28 protein-coding genes are annotated in these 14,455 nt (G+C 54.6%); all 28 read left to right on the top strand.

The features are described 5' to 3' along the window. Positions 1–8: 8 nt before the first annotated feature. The 28 genes from rpsJ to rpsD all read left to right on the top strand — a co-directional run bounded on the left by rpsJ (position 9) and on the right by rpsD (position 14,448). A complete protein-coding gene (gene rpsJ / locus QZ460_RS04385; RefSeq protein WP_004329464.1) occupies positions 9–314 on the top strand; it encodes a 30S ribosomal protein S10 in 306 nt (101 codons plus the stop codon). Positions 315–653: 339 nt separating this feature from the next. Further along, entirely contained in the window at positions 654–1,268 is a 615-nt protein-coding gene (gene rplC / locus QZ460_RS04380; protein ID WP_044054309.1) for a 50S ribosomal protein L3, read from the top strand. Position 1,269: 1 nt separating this feature from the next. Beyond that, complete coding sequence (rplD, locus tag QZ460_RS04375) at positions 1,270–1,896, top strand: 50S ribosomal protein L4 (RefSeq protein WP_290540368.1); 627 nt, start codon at positions 1,270–1,272, stop codon at positions 1,894–1,896. Between the two features lie 14 nt (positions 1,897–1,910). Then, complete coding sequence (rplW, locus tag QZ460_RS04370) at positions 1,911–2,201, top strand: 50S ribosomal protein L23 (RefSeq protein ID WP_018696467.1); 291 nt, start codon at positions 1,911–1,913, stop codon at positions 2,199–2,201. 5 nt (positions 2,202–2,206) lie between these two features. Next, positions 2,207–3,031 carry a 50S ribosomal protein L2 gene (rplB, locus tag QZ460_RS04365; protein WP_290540367.1) on the top strand — a complete coding sequence of 275 codons (825 nt, stop codon included), beginning with the start codon at positions 2,207–2,209 and terminating at the stop codon, positions 3,029–3,031. Positions 3,032–3,048: 17 nt separating this feature from the next. Then, entirely contained in the window at positions 3,049–3,318 is a 270-nt protein-coding gene (gene rpsS / locus QZ460_RS04360; protein ID WP_290540366.1) for a 30S ribosomal protein S19, read from the top strand. A gap of 7 nt (positions 3,319–3,325) precedes the next feature. Further along, positions 3,326–3,736 (top strand): 50S ribosomal protein L22, encoded by a 411-nt coding sequence (rplV, locus tag QZ460_RS04355; RefSeq protein WP_290540365.1) that lies wholly within the window; start codon positions 3,326–3,328, stop codon positions 3,734–3,736. Between the two features lie 4 nt (positions 3,737–3,740). Further along, positions 3,741–4,520, top strand: coding sequence for a 30S ribosomal protein S3 (rpsC, locus tag QZ460_RS04350; protein WP_290540364.1), 780 nt, complete (start codon positions 3,741–3,743; stop codon positions 4,518–4,520). 27 nt (positions 4,521–4,547) lie between these two features. After that, a complete protein-coding gene (rplP, locus tag QZ460_RS04345) occupies positions 4,548–4,976 on the top strand; it encodes a 50S ribosomal protein L16 (RefSeq protein WP_087263390.1) in 429 nt (142 codons plus the stop codon). Positions 4,977–4,988: 12 nt separating this feature from the next. Further along, positions 4,989–5,180 carry a 50S ribosomal protein L29 gene (rpmC, locus tag QZ460_RS04340; protein WP_015547054.1) on the top strand — a complete coding sequence of 64 codons (192 nt, stop codon included), beginning with the start codon at positions 4,989–4,991 and terminating at the stop codon, positions 5,178–5,180. Between the two features lie 11 nt (positions 5,181–5,191). Continuing rightward, positions 5,192–5,446 (top strand): 30S ribosomal protein S17, encoded by a 255-nt coding sequence (gene rpsQ / locus QZ460_RS04335; RefSeq protein ID WP_290540363.1) that lies wholly within the window; start codon positions 5,192–5,194, stop codon positions 5,444–5,446. Positions 5,447–5,448: 2 nt separating this feature from the next. Beyond that, a complete protein-coding gene (rplN, locus tag QZ460_RS04330; RefSeq protein WP_010262407.1) occupies positions 5,449–5,814 on the top strand; it encodes a 50S ribosomal protein L14 in 366 nt (121 codons plus the stop codon). Between the two features lie 20 nt (positions 5,815–5,834). Next, positions 5,835–6,155 (top strand): 50S ribosomal protein L24, encoded by a 321-nt coding sequence (gene rplX / locus QZ460_RS04325; protein ID WP_290540362.1) that lies wholly within the window; start codon positions 5,835–5,837, stop codon positions 6,153–6,155. After that, a complete protein-coding gene (gene rplE / locus QZ460_RS04320) occupies positions 6,155–6,715 on the top strand; it encodes a 50S ribosomal protein L5 (RefSeq protein WP_290540361.1) in 561 nt (186 codons plus the stop codon). Before rplX ends, rplE begins: the two co-directional genes overlap by 1 nt. 3 nt (positions 6,716–6,718) lie before the next feature. Continuing rightward, on the top strand, positions 6,719–7,015 hold the full coding sequence (gene rpsN / locus QZ460_RS04315; RefSeq protein WP_044054318.1) for a 30S ribosomal protein S14: 297 nt from the start codon (positions 6,719–6,721) through the stop codon (positions 7,013–7,015). 770 nt (positions 7,016–7,785) lie between these two features. Next, positions 7,786–8,184 (top strand): 30S ribosomal protein S8, encoded by a 399-nt coding sequence (gene rpsH / locus QZ460_RS04310; RefSeq protein WP_290540360.1) that lies wholly within the window; start codon positions 7,786–7,788, stop codon positions 8,182–8,184. A 25-nt stretch (positions 8,185–8,209) separates the two neighbouring features. Beyond that, on the top strand, positions 8,210–8,797 hold the full coding sequence (gene rplF / locus QZ460_RS04305; protein WP_044054321.1) for a 50S ribosomal protein L6: 588 nt from the start codon (positions 8,210–8,212) through the stop codon (positions 8,795–8,797). 16 nt (positions 8,798–8,813) lie between these two features. Beyond that, positions 8,814–9,176: a 50S ribosomal protein L18 gene (gene rplR, locus QZ460_RS04300; protein ID WP_290540359.1), complete on the top strand. Its 363-nt coding sequence runs from the start codon at positions 8,814–8,816 to the stop codon at positions 9,174–9,176. Positions 9,177–9,182: 6 nt separating this feature from the next. Next, positions 9,183–9,701, top strand: coding sequence for a 30S ribosomal protein S5 (gene rpsE / locus QZ460_RS04295; protein ID WP_290540358.1), 519 nt, complete (start codon positions 9,183–9,185; stop codon positions 9,699–9,701). A 14-nt stretch (positions 9,702–9,715) separates the two neighbouring features. Continuing rightward, positions 9,716–9,928: a 50S ribosomal protein L30 gene (rpmD, locus tag QZ460_RS04290; protein WP_290540357.1), complete on the top strand. Its 213-nt coding sequence runs from the start codon at positions 9,716–9,718 to the stop codon at positions 9,926–9,928. 25 nt (positions 9,929–9,953) lie between these two features. Continuing rightward, the gene (gene rplO, locus QZ460_RS04285) at positions 9,954–10,400 is read left to right on the top strand and encodes a 50S ribosomal protein L15 (protein WP_290540356.1); all 447 of its coding nucleotides are present in this window, start codon (positions 9,954–9,956) and stop codon (positions 10,398–10,400) included. Positions 10,401–10,422: 22 nt separating this feature from the next. Next, the gene (secY, locus tag QZ460_RS04280; protein ID WP_290540355.1) at positions 10,423–11,799 is read left to right on the top strand and encodes a preprotein translocase subunit SecY; all 1,377 of its coding nucleotides are present in this window, start codon (positions 10,423–10,425) and stop codon (positions 11,797–11,799) included. Positions 11,800–11,831: 32 nt separating this feature from the next. Beyond that, positions 11,832–12,608: a type I methionyl aminopeptidase gene (gene map, locus QZ460_RS04275; RefSeq protein ID WP_118406801.1), complete on the top strand. Its 777-nt coding sequence runs from the start codon at positions 11,832–11,834 to the stop codon at positions 12,606–12,608. Positions 12,609–12,614: 6 nt separating this feature from the next. Continuing rightward, positions 12,615–12,833 carry a translation initiation factor IF-1 gene (infA, locus tag QZ460_RS04270; RefSeq protein ID WP_015547066.1) on the top strand — a complete coding sequence of 73 codons (219 nt, stop codon included), beginning with the start codon at positions 12,615–12,617 and terminating at the stop codon, positions 12,831–12,833. Between the two features lie 18 nt (positions 12,834–12,851). Next, the gene (gene ykgO, locus QZ460_RS04265; RefSeq protein WP_010262443.1) at positions 12,852–12,968 is read left to right on the top strand and encodes a type B 50S ribosomal protein L36; all 117 of its coding nucleotides are present in this window, start codon (positions 12,852–12,854) and stop codon (positions 12,966–12,968) included. A 37-nt stretch (positions 12,969–13,005) separates the two neighbouring features. Then, entirely contained in the window at positions 13,006–13,386 is a 381-nt protein-coding gene (gene rpsM / locus QZ460_RS04260) for a 30S ribosomal protein S13 (protein ID WP_015547067.1), read from the top strand. Positions 13,387–13,399: 13 nt separating this feature from the next. Further along, entirely contained in the window at positions 13,400–13,789 is a 390-nt protein-coding gene (gene rpsK, locus QZ460_RS04255) for a 30S ribosomal protein S11 (RefSeq protein WP_015547068.1), read from the top strand. 50 nt (positions 13,790–13,839) lie between these two features. Continuing rightward, positions 13,840–14,448 (top strand): 30S ribosomal protein S4, encoded by a 609-nt coding sequence (gene rpsD / locus QZ460_RS04250; RefSeq protein ID WP_015547069.1) that lies wholly within the window; start codon positions 13,840–13,842, stop codon positions 14,446–14,448. Positions 14,449–14,455: the final 7 nt, after the last annotated feature.

The following is a 14,455-nucleotide window of genomic DNA, read 5'->3' as shown; positions in this document are numbered from 1 at the left end:
CAAACAATATGAACCAGAAGATTAGAATCAAGTTAAAGTCATTCGATCACAATCTCGTGGACAAGTCGGCCGAGAAGATTGTGAAGACCGTGAAGAGCACGGGTGCCGTCGTGAGCGGCCCGGTGCCCCTCCCCACGCACAAGCAGATTTTTACGGTCAACCGCTCGACTTTCGTAAACAAGAAAGCTCGTGAGCAGTTCCAGCTCTGCACCTTCAAGCGTATCCTCGACATCTACTCGTCGACGCCCAAGACGATCGACGCGCTGATGAAACTGGAGCTCCCCTCGGGCGTGGAGGTAGAGATCAAGGTCTGATCGAATTGTACGTCTGCCGGTTTTCCGAGCCCTAACCCGGGTTTCTTCGAAAGAAGGAACCGGGGGCGGGACGGCACGGCGAACGTTGCCCGGAAGCGGGAGCGGGAGTCGGATAAAATGACGAAAACCGGAGGAGTTGAGCATATTTCGTCTGCCGCCGTGCAGAGCGCAGGCCATCTTCCTCACTGCGGGAGAGCCGTGGTGGGGCCGAGTTGCGGATGACGCCCCGGGAGGCAATGACGCAGGTGAAAGCGGTCGGCAGGTCGGTGATAACTCCGGACGGCAGGACAAAAACCTTACATCACTTTATTACTATTTATAACAAACAATTGACAACAAATGTCAGGACTTATTGGAAAGAAAATCGGAATGACTTCCGTTTACAGTGCCGAGGGTAAGAACATACCATGCACTGTCATTGAGGCTGGACCGTGCGTTGTTACGCAAATCAAGACCGTCGAGAAGGATACCTACGAGGCGGTGCAGATTGCCTATGACGAGACAAGTGAAAAGCACGCCACCAGCAGTTTGTTAGGTCACTTCAAGAAGGCTGGTACCACTCCGAAACGCAAGCTTGCGGAGTTCAAGGACATGCCTGAAGTGAATCTCGGCGACACGCTGACCGTGGAGCTCTTCTCGGAAGAGGACTGGGTCGACGTGACCGGGATCTCGAAAGGTAAAGGCTTCCAGGGCGTAGTGAAGCGTCACGGCTTCGGCGGCGTCGGCGGCCAGACCCACGGCCAGCACAACCGTGCGCGCAAGCCGGGTTCGCTGGGCGCATCGTCCTATCCCTCGCGCGTCTTCAAGGGCAAACGTCTGCCCGGACAGATGGGCGGAGAGCAGGTCAAGGTTCTGAACCTGCGTGTATTGAAAGTAATCCCCGAGAGCAACCTCATCCTCGTGAAAGGTTCGATTCCGGGTGCAAAAGGTGCTTATTTAACGATTGAGAAGTAGTATGGAATTAGCTGTATTGAACACACAAGGAAAAGAGACGGGTCGTAAGGTAGTCCTGTCGGACGCCGTCTTCGGCGTGGAGGCTAATGACCACGCTATTTACCTCGACGTGAAGCAGTATCTCGCTGACCAGCGTCAGGGTACGCACAAGTCGAAGCAGCGCAACGAAGTTGCCGGCTCGACGCGCAAGCTCAAGCGTCAGAAAGGAACCGGCGGTGCCCGTGCGGGTAGCATCAAGTCGCCCCTGTTCCCGGGAGGCGGCCGCATCTTCGGTCCCCAGCCCCGCGATTACAGTTTCAAGCTCAACAAGAAACTCAAGCAGCTGGCTCGCCGCAGCGCTCTGACCTACAAGGCTCAGGCCGGTGTCATCAGCGTTGTCGAGACGATCGCCATGGAGGCCCCCAAGACCAAGTCCGTCGTGGCTCTGGCCGAGGCTCTCAAGGTTGACGACAAGAAGGTTTTGCTGGTTCTCCCCGAATCGAACGTAAACCTGCAGCTGTCGTGCCGCAACCTCCCCTATGTGAAGCCCGTGCTGGCTCAGAACGTCTGCACCTATGACGTGATGAACGCATCGGCCATCGTGATGGTGGAAGGCGCCGAGAATGTATTGAATACGATGTTAGCTTAAAAACGCAAGTTACAATGGAGATTATTATTAAGCCGGTTTTGACCGAGAAAATGACGATTCAGGGCGAAAAGTTGAATCGCTACGGTTTTATCGTTGACGTGAGGGCTAACAAGCTGCAGATTCGCAATGCCGTGGAGCAGATGTACAACGTCGTCGTTACGGACGTGAACACCGTGAACTACATGGGCAAACTCAAGAGCCGCTACACAAAGGCCGGACTCTTGGAGGGTCGCGCCAATAACTTCAAGAAGGCGATCGTCACCTTGAAGGATGGAGACAAGATCGATTTTTACAGTAATATCTAACGAAGATGGCAGTAAGAAAATTTAAACCTGTAACCGCAGGTACAAGACATAAGATTATCGGCACGTTCGACGAGATCACGACGTCGAAACCGGAGAAATCGCTGCTCAGCCCCAAGAAGAGCTCGGGTGGACGTAACAACGACGGCAAAATGACGGTCCGCTACATCGGCGGCGGTCACAAGCAGATGTATCGTAACGTCGACTTCAAACGCTCGAAGGACGGCATCGCCGCAACTGTAAAAACGATCGAGTACGACCCCAATCGTACTGCACGCATCGCTCTCCTGGTATACGCCGACGGTGAGAAGAGCTACATCATCGCACCCAACGGACTCCAGGTGGGTCAGACCGTCATGAGCGGCGCAGGTGTCGCTCCCGAGGTCGGAAACACGCTCTTCCTGAGCGAAATCCCCCTGGGTACGGTCGTACACAACATTGAACTCTACCCCGGTCAGGGCGCCGCTATGGCTCGTTCGGCCGGTTCCTACGCCCAGCTGCTGGCTCGTGAGGGCAAATTCGCCATCATCAAGCTGCCTTCGGGCGAGACTCGTATGGTACTCGTAACTTGCCGCGCTACGGTGGGTGTCGTCTCGAATGTGGACCACAGCCTCGAAAGCTCGGGTAAGGCTGGACGCGAGCGTTGGCTCGGTCGTCGTCCGCGCAACCGCGGTGTCGTCATGAACCCGGTGGATCACCCGATGGGTGGTGGCGAAGGACGTGCGTCGGGTGGTCACCCGCGTTCGCGCAAGGGTCTGCTTGCGAAGGGTTATAAGACTCGTAACCCGAAGAAGACGACCTCGAAGTTTATTATTTCCAAGAAGAAAAAATAATTAAATAAGAGTACATAATGAGCCGTTCATTAAAAAAAGGACCGTTTATCGACCCCAAGCTCGAAGCGAAGATCATCGCACAGGCGGAAGGAAACAAAAAGTCGGTAATCAAGACATGGTCGCGAGCAAGTATGATCTCGCCTGACTTCGTAGGTCAGACGGTAGCTGTCCACAACGGAAACAAATTCATTCCGGTGTACGTAACAGAGAACATGGTAGGACACAAACTCGGCGAGTTTGCTCCCACCCGCAACTTCCGCGGTCACGCAGGTAACAAGAAAAAATAGGTAGAAAATGGGTGCAAGAAAAGCAAATAAAGCCGCACAGTTAAAGGCTGAAAAGAAGCAGAAGGCTATCGCCATTATGCGTGATTGCCCGACCTCTCCCCGCAAGATGCGCCTGGTGGCCGACATCATCCGCGGCGTGGAGATTAACAAGGCTCTGGGCATCCTTCGTTACTCGAAGAAGGAGGCGTCGATCCGTATGGAGAAGCTCCTCAAGTCGGCGATCGCCAACTGGGAGGCCAAGAACGAGGCCGAGCGTCTGGAGGATGTGAAACTCTGCGTGAAAGAGGTATTCGTCGACGGCGGTCGCATGCTGAAGCGTATTCAGGCAGCGCCCCAGGGTCGCGCTCACCGGATCCGCAAGCGTTCGAACCACGTAACGATCGTAGTTGACAAAATGGTAACCGTAGAAAACAAGTAATCAGATGGGACAGAAAGTTAATCCGATAGCAAATCGTCTTGGTATCATCCGGGGTTGGGATTCCAACTGGTTCGGAGGCAAGGATTTCTCCGACAAACTCGTCGAGGACGCCAAGATCCGCAAGTATCTGAATGTCCGTCTGGCGAAGGCGTCGATCTCGAAGATCATCATCGAGCGTACGCTCAAACTGGTGACGGTTACGATTTCGACCGCTCGTCCGGGCATCATCATCGGCAAGGGCGGCCAGGAGGTCGACAAACTGAAGGAGGAGCTGAAGAAGCTCACCGGCAAGGAGATTCAGATCAACATCTTCGAGGTGAAACGTCCCGAGGTGGACGCTGTCATCGTCGGACAGAACATCGCCCGCCAGCTGGAGGGCCGCGTATCGTTCCGCCGTGCCGTGAAGACGGCCGTGGCTTCGACCATGCGCATGGGAGCCGAGGGTATCAAGATCCAGGTTGCCGGCCGTGTCGGTGGCGCCGAGATGGCCCGTACGGAGACCATCAAGGAGGGACGCATTCCGCTGCACACGTTCCGCGCAGACATCGACTACTGCCTCACGGAGGCCCTCACGAAAGTGGGTATTCTGGGCGTGAAGGTGTGGATCTGCCAGGGCATCGTCTACGGCAAGCGCGACCTGTTCGAAATCGCCGGTGCTTCGGCGCAGGCTCCTTCGGGTGAGCGCGGTGAGCGTGGCGAGCGTCGCGGTGGACGTGGCGAGCGTCGCGGGGGAGACCGTCGCGGCGGACGCCGGGGCGGAGACCGTCGCAACAACAATCAGTAAGTAGGACCTTTTTAAAGCAGAACTAACATGTTACAGCCGAAAAAGACCAAATTTAGAAGAATGCAGAAAGGCCGTATGAAGGGGCTCGCTCAGAGAGGTAACCAGCTTGCATACGGATCGTTCGCAATCAAGGCACTTGAATCGACCTGGATCACGGGTCGTCAGATAGAGGCGGCACGTCAGGCCATTACGCGTTACATGAAGCGTGAGGGTCAGTTGTGGATCCGCATCTTCCCCGATAAACCCATCACGAAGAAGCCCGCCGAGGTGCGTATGGGTAAGGGTAAGGGTAATCCCGAAGGCTTCGTGGCGCCTGTTACGCCCGGACGCATTCTCTTCGAGGCAGAGGGTGTGCCCCTGGCGGTTGCGCAGGAAGCGCTGCGCCTGGGTGCCCAGAAACTGCCCATCACCACCAAGTTTATCGTAAGACGTGACTACGTCGAAACCACAATTTAAGGGACACAGAACATGAAAAGTGCAGAAATCAAGGATATTTCGACTAAGGACCTGCAGGAGCGCATCGAGACCGAAAAGGCCCAGCTCGCAAAGCTGAAGGTGCAGCACGCGGTGTCCCCCGTCGAGAACCCGTCGATCATTAAGAAGAACCGCAGAGATATAGCTCGCATGCTGACCGTTCTGCGTCAAAAAAACGCTAAATAACGAGAACAACTATGGAAAGAAATCTTAGAAAAGAGCGTATCGGTGTGGTTGTCAGCAACAAGATGGAGAAAACCATTGTGGTTGCAGTAGCACGTAAGGTGAAGCATCCTATCTACGGTAAGTTCGTGAACAAGACGACCAAGTTCGTGGCAGAGTCGCTCGACGAGTCCTGCAAGGAGGGCGATACCGTACGCATCATGGAAACCCGCCCGCTGAGCAAAACGAAGCGTTGGAGATTAGTACAAATTATTGAAAGAGCTAAGTAGTTATGATACAACAGGAAAGTAGACTCATTGTAGCTGATAACAGCGGTGCGAAGGAGGTCCTCTGCATCCGGGTGCTCGGCGGCACGAAGCGTCGCTACGCATCCATCGGCGATAAGATCGTCGTGGCTGTCAAGAGCGCGACTCCCTCGGGCGATGTCAAGAAGGGTGCCGTGTCGAAAGCTGTAGTCGTGAGAACCACGAAGGAAATCAGACGTGCCAACGGTTCGTACATTCGTTTCGACGACAACGCCGTGGTGCTGCTTAACAACCAGGGTGAAATGCGCGGTACTCGTATATTCGGCCCCGTAGCTCGCGAGCTGCGCGACCAGTATATGAAGATTATCTCCCTCGCACCCGAAGTATTGTAATCATAAAAACTATTTCGGATATGTCAAAATTACATATTAAGAAAGGGGATCAGGTTCAGGTTATCGCCGGTGACAGCAAAGGCCAGACGGGAAAAGTCCTGAAGGTCGAGGTTTCGAAGCTGCGGGCCATCGTCGAAGGTGTGAACCTCTGCAAGAAGGCAACGAAGCCCAATGCGCAGAACCCCCAGGGAGGCATCGTCGAGAAAGAGGCGCCGATTCACATTTCGAACCTCATGCTCATCGACCCCAAGTCGGGCAAACCCACCAAGGTCGGCCGCAAGACCGATGCAAAAGGTAAATTAGTTCGTTTCGCTAAAAAGTCAGGGGAGGAGATCAAATAATGGCATACGTACCTACACTCAAGACACAGTATAAGGAGCAGATCAAACCTGCCCTTATGAAGGAGTTCGGTTACACGAGCATTATGCAGTGTCCGAAGCTCACGAAGATCGTAATCAACCAGGGTATGGGCCAGGCTGTAGCCGATAAGAAACTCATCGACATCGCCGAAGCCGAACTGACGCAGATCACCGGTCAGAAGGCTGTTCAGACCCGTTCGCGCAAGGACATTTCGAACTTCAAGCTGCGTAAGGGCATGCCCATCGGCGTGCGCGTGACGCTGCGCGATGCGAAGATGTACGAGTTCCTGGAGCGTCTGATCGCTGTTGCCCTTCCCCGAATCCGGGATTTCAAGGGTATCAACGAGAAGTTCGACGGTCAGGGTAACTACACGCTGGGTATCACCGAGCAGATCATCTTCCCGGAGATCGACATCGACAAGATCACCAAGATCTTCGGTATGGAGATCACCTTCGTAACGACGGCCAAAACCGACGAGGAGGCTTATGCCCTGCTCCGCGAGTTCGGTCTTCCTTTCAAAAACGCTAAAAAGAATCAATAAGCTATGGCAAAAGAATCGATGAAGGCCCGCGAGGTGAAGCGTGCGAAACTCGCAAACCGCTATGCTCACAAGCGCGAGGAGATCGCTGCCAAGGTGAAGAGCGGTGAGATGGATCACGAAGAGGCATGGCAGGCGCTTGCGAAGCTGCCCCGCAATTCGAATCCCATTCGCCAGCACAATCGCTGCAAGATCACGGGTCGTCCCAAGGGATACATTCGCTTGTTCGGCATCAGCCGTATCCAGTTCCGCGAAATGGCCTCGAAGGGGCTGATTCCGGGCGTTACGAAGGCCAGCTGGTAGCAAGCCGCAGGTGCGGGGTAGGGCGGCGTATGTCCGTCTGAAACCCGCAGAACCTGCGATTCTCAAGAAATGTTCCGTTTTCCGGAAGGTGTGGAGCCTGTGGAGAGTCTCGGACTCTCGGAAGGAAACGGGGCAGATAGGGGTGTTCAACCCGTGTAGATACGTCACAGTGTCGGGGAAAGTGCCGCCGCAAGCGGTAACTTCCCGATATGTGGGACGTAACGAGGGGGCGAGCACTTGGTTACAAATTTCCCGGACCAGGGAACGGACGGTTGATGCCGTGGCCGCGTGAGCAGCAGGGCGGATACCGGAAGGTTTGGCCGATGGGGATTTTGTGCGGATATATGTTAGCAACATGGGTGCTAACATTGTCTGCATTCCGGAGGCAGTGCTAAAATCGCTAAAAATCAGGCGATAACTTGGCTGTTTGGGAAATAATGCGTATATTTGCGCGCTTTAGGCCCTCGCGTGCGTATGCGAGCGGGGTGTCGAAGACAGGAGGAGAGGGGGGTAATGCTCTGGGCCTCAATGAAATGAAAACAAGGGTTGTTTGAAAGCTGAGCGTGTGGGATCCGGGAAATATGTCCGGAGCGTTCCGATGACTTCGGGACCTTGTCGCAAAGCCCCTCCGAAGAGGGGATTCGCGCCGGGAGGACCGGGAGGTGTGGCCGCAGGCTGCGGATGCGCCGGGGGAGTCGCGAAAACCTGCACGAACGATTCAAGCCCCAACTTAATTAACCAAATTTTTTAATTTTTAATTTCTATTCGTTATGACTGATCCTATTGCGGACTTTCTGACCAGAATTAGAAACGCGGTGAAAGCCAACCACAAGGTGGTTGAAGCTCCCGGTTCAAAAATTAAGCAGGAGATGACCAAGATCCTCTATGAGCAGGGTTATATTCTCGCTTACAAATTCGACAAGGACGAGAAAGGTCATCCGTCGATCAAAATCGCTCTGAAGTGGGACCCCGCCACCAAGACCAACGCCATCAAGAACCTCAAGCGCGTGAGCCGTCCGGGTCTGCGCCAGTATGCGTCGGTTTCGGACATGCCCCGCGTTTTGAACGGCTTGGGTATCGCCATCGTTTCCACGTCGAAAGGTATCATGACCGACGCCAAGGCCCGTCAGGAGAATGTGGGCGGCGAGGTGCTGTGCTATATCTACTAATCGCAAATCATTAAAGAACAACACAATGTCAAGAATTGGTAAATTACCTGTAAACCTGCCGGCCGGCGTTACTGTAGAGGTGGCTGCCGACAACACGGTAAGCGTGAAAGGGCCACTCGGGACGCTGAGCCAGAAAGTTGACTCGGACATCAAGGTAGAGGTCGGCACGCACACGGACGTTCATACGGGCAAGGAAGTGCCCGCTGTTCTGGTGACCCGTCCCACCAACCAGCCCCGCCACCGTTCGCTGCACGGTCTCTATCGTGCGCTGATCAACAACATGGTGGTCGGTGTGTCGAAAGGCTATGAAATCAAGCAGGAACTCGTCGGTGTTGGCTTCAAGGCCGAAGTCAAGGGCCAGGTGCTCGAAATGAGCCTCGGATACTCGCACGACACGCATTTCCTGTTGCCCAAGGAGGTGACCGCCACGGCCGTTACCGAAAAGAAGGGTAACCCGATCGTAACCTTCAAGTCGATCGACAAGCAGCTCATCGGTCAGGTTGCCGCGAAACTCCGTTCGCTGCGCAAGCCGGAGCCGTACAAGGGCAAGGGTATCAAGTTCGTCGGCGAGCAGATCCGTCGCAAGGCCGGCAAATCGGCAGGTGCTAAATAGTAAATAGTCTGAAGTTATGTCATTGAACAAGATAGAAAGAAGAGAGAGGATCAAGATGCGTATCCGCAAGATCGTGAGCGGAACGCCTTCACAGCCTCGCATGACTGTATTTCGTAGCAACAAGCAGATCTACGTGCAGTTTATCGACGACCTCGCAGGTGTTACCCTGGCTACGGCTTCCTCGCTGGACAAGGAGGTTGCAGAAGCTGCCGCCGGCAAGAACAAGTGCGAAGTTGCCGCCCTGGTCGGCAAGCTGGCCGCCGAGCGCGCCGTTGCCAAAGGCATCAGCGAAGTAGCCTTCGACCGTAACGGCTACCTGTATCACGGAAGAGTTAAACAGCTGGCCGAAGCAGCACGCGAAGGCGGACTTAAATTCTAAGCGATTATGTCAAATACCAACATAAAGAAAGTACGCACGAGCGATCTCGAACTCAAAGACCGTCTCGTCAGCATCCAGCGCGTTACCAAGGTTACCAAGGGTGGCCGCACGTTCAGTTTCTCGGCCATCGTCGTCGTCGGCAACGAAGACGGCGTCGTGGGCTACGGCCTGGGTAAGGCTTCGGAGGTTCAGTCGGCCATCGCCAAGGGCGTCGAGGATGCCAAGAAGAACTTGGTGAAGATCCCCGTCATCAACGGTACGATCCCCCACAAGCAGGAGTCGCGTTTCAGCGGTTCGCTCGTGATGATTCGTCCGGCCGCTCCCGGTACGGGCGTTATCGCCGGCGGTGCCATGCGTGCCGTTCTGGAGTCGGTGGGCATCAAGAACGTGCTCGCCAAGAGCAAGGGATCTTCGAACCCCCACAACCTGGTGAAGGCAACCATCGGCGCACTGTGCGAGCTGCGCGATGCCCACAGCATCGCCCGTCTGCGCGGTATCTCGATGGACAAGGTGTTTAACGGTTAATTCTCAAGAAGAACATGGCAAGATTGAAAATCACCCAGGTCAAAAGCCGCATCGGCTCCACGGAGCGTCAGTGCAAGAACCTTGACGCGCTGGGTCTGAAAAAGATCAACGCGAGTGTTGAGCACGACGACTCGGTGATCATAAAAGGTATGATTGCACGCGTGAAGCACCTCGTGAAGGTCGAGGAAGTGGCCCCCGCCAAGGAGGATGCTAAGACCGCAGAATAAGTTTAACAGCTAACGGATTATAACAATGGAACTCAATAATCTCAAACCCGCAAAGGGTTCAACGCATCACGATAAACGGATCGGCCGGGGTGCAGGTTCGGGCCACGGAGGAACGGCTACCCGTGGACACAAGGGTGCACAGTCGCGTTCGGGTTACTCGCGCAAGCTCGGCTTCGAGGGTGGTCAGATGCCCCTGCAGCGTCGCCTCCCCAAGTTCGGCTTTACGAATCTGAAACGAGTTGAATTCAAGGCCATCAACCTCTCGACGCTCGAGGAGCTGGCTGCCAAGAAATCGCTCTCGGAGGTTACGGTCGACACGCTCATCGCCGCAGGTTTCATCTCGTCGAACGACAAGGTGAAGATCCTGGGCAACGGCTCGATTTCGAAGGCGCTCGCCGTCAAGGCGCATGCGTTCTCGAAGAGCGCCGAGGCGGCCATCACGGCTGCCGGAGGGAGCGTCGAAAAACTGTAAGCAACCTTAGAACCCAAAAATTATGAATCAGTATCTCGTTGTTGGTATCGTCTTTTTGGTGGTAATCGCTCTTTTGGCGACCAACAAGAAATTGGTAGAAACTCTCAAGAATATCTATAAGATCGAGGAGCTCCGCAAGCGTGTCATTTACACGATCGGACTCCTGCTGGTCTACCGCTTGGGTAGTTTCGTTGTGATTCCGGGCATCAACCCCAACGCCCTGGGCGAGGGGTCGGCGTATGCCAGCCAGCTGGAAGGAAACGGACTTCTGGGTCTGTTGGATGTCTTCTCCGGCGGCGCCTTCGGCAATGCCGCGATTTTCGCGCTCGGAGTCATGCCGTATATCACCGCCTCGATCATCATCCAGCTCATGGGTATGATGGTTCCGTATTTCCAGAAAATGCAGAAGGAGGGTGAGAGCGGCCGCCGCAAGATGAACCAGTGGACACGCTTCCTGACGATCGGCGTGCTGCTGCTGCAGGGTCCGGCCTATATCGCCAACCTGTACCATCAGATGCCCACAGCGTTCGTTTACGGCAATTCGTTCGGTTTCGTTGCCTATGCGACGACGATCCTGATCGCCGGAACCATGTTCATCATGTGGCTGGGCGAGAAGATCACCGACAAGGGTATCGGTAACGGTATTTCGCTGATCATCATGATCGGTATCGTGGCACGTCTCCCGCATGCGCTGTTGGCCGAGGTCAACGCCCGCTTCCAGACGGCCTCCGGTAGCGCCATCATGCTGATCCTCGAGCTTGTGCTGCTGTTCCTTGTCTTCATGGCAACGATCGCTCTGGTGCAGGCTGTCCGCAAGGTCCCTGTACAGTATGCAAAGCGTATCGTCGGTAACAAACAGTATGGCGGCGTACGTCAGTACATCCCGCTGAAGATGAATGCTGCGAATGTGATGCCTATCATCTTCGCGCAGGCTCTGATGTTTATTCCGGCGCTGTTCTCCGGTACGGCCTTCGCGGCTGCTTTCAGCTCGATGACCGGTTTCTGGTACAACTTCACGCTTGCAGTGTTGGTAATCGCTTTCACCTACTTCTACACGGCGATTATCATCAACCCTCAAATGATGGCCGATGACATGAAGCGAAACGGAGGCTTTATCCCGGGAGTGAAACCGGGTAAGCAGACCGTGAACTACATCGACACCATCATGACGCGTATCACCCTTCCGGGATCGATCTTCCTGGCCATCGTGGCAATTCTGCCCGCGCTGGCGATGAAGTTCCTGGGCATTCAGCAGGCATTCGCCTACTTCTACGGAGGTACGTCGCTGCTGATCATGGTCGGTGTGGTACTCGACACTCTGAAGCAGATCGAGAGCTACCTGCTGATGCGCCATTACGATGGTCTGATGAAGACCGGACGTATTCAGGGTCGTCATTAGGAGTTTTTCCGAAGAGTTCTTAAAGCGAAGAAATGATTTATTTAAAGACAGACGAGGAGATAGAGCTGCTCCGGGAAAACAACATCCTGGTGTCGGAGACGCTGGCGGAAGTGGGGCGCCACATCCGTCCCGGCGTCACCACCAAGGAGTTGGATTCGATTGCCGAGGATTTCATCCGCGCGCACGGAGCAGTTCCCGCCTTCCTCGGGTATCAGGGATTTCCCGCTTCGTTGTGTATATCGGTAAACGAACAGGTGGTTCACGGTATCCCATCCTCGAAATGCGTCCTCAAAGAGGGCGACATCGTTTCGGTCGATTGCGGTACGTTTATGAAGGGGTTTGTTGGTGATTCGGCATATACGTTTGCCGTTGGCGAGGTTGCCGGGGAAGTTAGGCAGCTGATGGACGTCACCAAAGAGGCTCTTTATAAAGGTACGGCGCAGGCCAAGGCCGGCAATCGCGTAGGCGACGTGTCGGCTGCCGTGCAGGAGTATGCCGAAAGTTTCGGCTACGGAGTCGTGCGCGAACTGGAGGGACACGGACTGGGTCGGAAAATGCACGAAGACCCCGGTGTCCCCAACTACGGCGCACGGGGCAGAGGACCCCTTCTCAAGGAGGGAATGGTCATCTGCATCGAACCCATGATCAACATGGGGACCAAAGCGGTCGTTTTCGAACGGGATGGCTGGACGGTCCGCACGCGGGACCACAAACCGGCGGCACACTACGAGTTCGCCGTTGCGGTCCGCAAATCGGGACCCGATGTCCTGACGGACTTCAGTATCATCGAAAAGGCTATTAACAATTAAGACTCTATGGCAAAACAAACTGCTATTGAAAGGGACGGGACGATTATCGAGGCGTTGTCCAACGCGATGTTCCGCGTCGAACTGGACAACGGTCATATTCTCACGGCCCATATCTCGGGAAAGATGCGTATGCACTATATCAAGATCCTTCCCGGAGATAAAGTAAAAGTGGAGATGACGCCCTATGACCTTACGAAGGGACGTATATCTTTCCGGTACAAATAATTAGATTGCTTGAAAATCATGAAAGTTAAAGCATCCATCAAGAAAAGAAGCGAGGATTGCAAGATTGTGAAGCGTAAAGGCAAACTTTATGTCATTTGCAAAAAGAATCCCAAGTTTAAAATGCGCCAGGGGTAATGTTTTTTAAACAAGTCAAAAAAGAAAAAGAATTTATATGGCACGTATAGTCGGTGTAGATTTACCGAAAAACAAAAGAGGCGAGATCGGCCTGACCTATATCTATGGTATCGGTCGCTCGACGGCTCGTAAGATTCTCGAGACCGCTGGCATCAGCTACGATCTCAAAGTACAGGATTGGTCGGACGACCAGATCGGTGCGATCCGTTCGACGATCGCCGACCTGGGGCTGAAGGTCGAGGGCGAATGCCGTTCGATGGTCCAGCTGAACATCAAGCGCCTGATGGATATTGGCTGCTACCGCGGCATCCGTCACCGTCTGGGTCTTCCCGTCCGCGGTCAGTCGACCAAGAACAACGCGCGCACCCGCAAGGGACGCAAGAAGACGGTCGCAAACAAGAAAAAGGCAACGAAGTAATCTTTAGAGAATTATGGCAAAGAAAACTGGAACTGTTAAGAAAAAGGTTGTTAAGGTCGGTGCGCTGGGCAATGTCTATGTACACTCCACTTTCAACAACGTGATCATCACCATCACCAACGAGGTGGGCGATGTCATCAGCTGGTCGTCGGCCGGCAAGATGGGCTTCCGTGGTTCGAAGAAGAATACTCCGTATGCAGCACAGACCGCTTCGGCCGATTGCGCCAAGGTCGCTTACGACATGGGTCTGCGCAAGGTGAAGGTGTATGTGAAGGGTCCGGGTGCCGGTCGCGAGTCGGCTGTGCGCACGATCCACGGCGCCGGTATCGAGGTGATGGAGATCATCGACGTCACGCCGCTGCCGCACAACGGTTGCCGTGCTCCTAACCGCCGCCGCGTATAATTCAGGCACAGGTTAAGGATAATTTCAAGGTTTTAAAAAAAGACAAAACAATGGGAAAATACATAGGACCTAAATCGAAAATTGCCCGTAAATTCGGCGAAGCTATCTATGGTGCGGATAAGGTGCTTGAGAAGCGCAACTATCCTCCCGGACAGCATGGTCTGGCACGCAAGCGCAAGAAGGTGTCGGAGTACGGCACGCAGTTGAGCGAGAAGCAGAAGGCCAAGTATACGTACGGACTGCTGGAGAAGCAGTTCTCGCGCACCTACGAGCAGGCTGCCCGCATGGGCGGTATCACGGGTGAGAACCTGCTGAAACTGCTGGAGTGCCGTCTGGACAACGTCGTTTACCGCTTGGGTATCGCCCCGACGCGTGCGGCTGCCCGCCAGCTCGTTTCGCACTGCCACATCTGCGTGAACGGCAGTGTCGTGAACATCCCCTCGTACTCGCTGCGCGCGGGTGACGTGGTGTCGGTTCGCGAGAAGTCGAAGAGTCTGGAAGTGATCTCGGCATCCCTGGCCGGCTCGTCGAAGAGCCGCTACGCCTGGTTGGAGTGGGACAACGCCTCGATGAGCGGCCGTTTCCTGCAGAAACCCGAGCGTGAGGAGATCCCCGAGAACATCAAGGAGCAGCTCATCGTCGAGTTGTACTCGAAGTAGTAATTAA

Source organism: Alistipes sp. (genome assembly GCF_020026455.1).
In the GTDB taxonomy this organism is placed as follows: Bacteria; Bacteroidota; Bacteroidia; order Bacteroidales; family Rikenellaceae; genus Alistipes.
The sequence above is the reverse complement of the archived record's forward strand: the minus strand, read 5'-3'. Positions and strand labels throughout refer to the sequence as shown.

Bases quoted from the DNA above. Each gene is read 5' to 3' on its own strand.
- rpsC (WP_290540364.1), top strand. From the start codon at position 3,741: ATGGGACAGAAAGTTAATCCGATAGCAAATCGTCTTGGTATCATCCGG.
- rplV (WP_290540365.1), top strand. From the start codon at position 3,326: ATGGGTGCAAGAAAAGCAAATAAAGCCGCACAGTTAAAGGCTGAAAAG.
- rpsK (WP_015547068.1), top strand. From the start codon at position 13,400: ATGGCAAAGAAAACTGGAACTGTTAAGAAAAAGGTTGTTAAGGTCGGT.
- rpsH (WP_290540360.1), top strand. From the start codon at position 7,786: ATGACTGATCCTATTGCGGACTTTCTGACCAGAATTAGAAACGCGGTG.
- rplC (WP_044054309.1), top strand. From the start codon at position 654: ATGTCAGGACTTATTGGAAAGAAAATCGGAATGACTTCCGTTTACAGT.
- rplD (WP_290540368.1), top strand. From the start codon at position 1,270: ATGGAATTAGCTGTATTGAACACACAAGGAAAAGAGACGGGTCGTAAG.
- rpsJ (WP_004329464.1), top strand. From the start codon at position 9: ATGAACCAGAAGATTAGAATCAAGTTAAAGTCATTCGATCACAATCTC.
- rplF (WP_044054321.1), top strand. From the start codon at position 8,210: ATGTCAAGAATTGGTAAATTACCTGTAAACCTGCCGGCCGGCGTTACT.
- rplP (WP_087263390.1), top strand. From the start codon at position 4,548: ATGTTACAGCCGAAAAAGACCAAATTTAGAAGAATGCAGAAAGGCCGT.
- rplW (WP_018696467.1), top strand. From the start codon at position 1,911: ATGGAGATTATTATTAAGCCGGTTTTGACCGAGAAAATGACGATTCAG.
- rplO (WP_290540356.1), top strand. From the start codon at position 9,954: ATGGAACTCAATAATCTCAAACCCGCAAAGGGTTCAACGCATCACGAT.
- rpsQ (WP_290540363.1), top strand. From the start codon at position 5,192: ATGGAAAGAAATCTTAGAAAAGAGCGTATCGGTGTGGTTGTCAGCAAC.
- rpmC (WP_015547054.1), top strand. From the start codon at position 4,989: ATGAAAAGTGCAGAAATCAAGGATATTTCGACTAAGGACCTGCAGGAG.
- rpsN (WP_044054318.1), top strand. From the start codon at position 6,719: ATGGCAAAAGAATCGATGAAGGCCCGCGAGGTGAAGCGTGCGAAACTC.
- rpsM (WP_015547067.1), top strand. From the start codon at position 13,006: ATGGCACGTATAGTCGGTGTAGATTTACCGAAAAACAAAAGAGGCGAG.
- rplX (WP_290540362.1), top strand. From the start codon at position 5,835: ATGTCAAAATTACATATTAAGAAAGGGGATCAGGTTCAGGTTATCGCC.
- rpmD (WP_290540357.1), top strand. From the start codon at position 9,716: ATGGCAAGATTGAAAATCACCCAGGTCAAAAGCCGCATCGGCTCCACG.
- secY (WP_290540355.1), top strand. From the start codon at position 10,423: ATGAATCAGTATCTCGTTGTTGGTATCGTCTTTTTGGTGGTAATCGCT.
- rplB (WP_290540367.1), top strand. From the start codon at position 2,207: ATGGCAGTAAGAAAATTTAAACCTGTAACCGCAGGTACAAGACATAAG.
- rpsE (WP_290540358.1), top strand. From the start codon at position 9,183: ATGTCAAATACCAACATAAAGAAAGTACGCACGAGCGATCTCGAACTC.
- infA (WP_015547066.1), top strand. From the start codon at position 12,615: ATGGCAAAACAAACTGCTATTGAAAGGGACGGGACGATTATCGAGGCG.
- ykgO (WP_010262443.1), top strand. From the start codon at position 12,852: ATGAAAGTTAAAGCATCCATCAAGAAAAGAAGCGAGGATTGCAAGATT.
- rpsS (WP_290540366.1), top strand. From the start codon at position 3,049: ATGAGCCGTTCATTAAAAAAAGGACCGTTTATCGACCCCAAGCTCGAA.
- map (WP_118406801.1), top strand. From the start codon at position 11,832: ATGATTTATTTAAAGACAGACGAGGAGATAGAGCTGCTCCGGGAAAAC.
- rpsD (WP_015547069.1), top strand. From the start codon at position 13,840: ATGGGAAAATACATAGGACCTAAATCGAAAATTGCCCGTAAATTCGGC.
- rplN (WP_010262407.1), top strand. From the start codon at position 5,449: ATGATACAACAGGAAAGTAGACTCATTGTAGCTGATAACAGCGGTGCG.
- rplE (WP_290540361.1), top strand. From the start codon at position 6,155: ATGGCATACGTACCTACACTCAAGACACAGTATAAGGAGCAGATCAAA.
- rplR (WP_290540359.1), top strand. From the start codon at position 8,814: ATGTCATTGAACAAGATAGAAAGAAGAGAGAGGATCAAGATGCGTATC.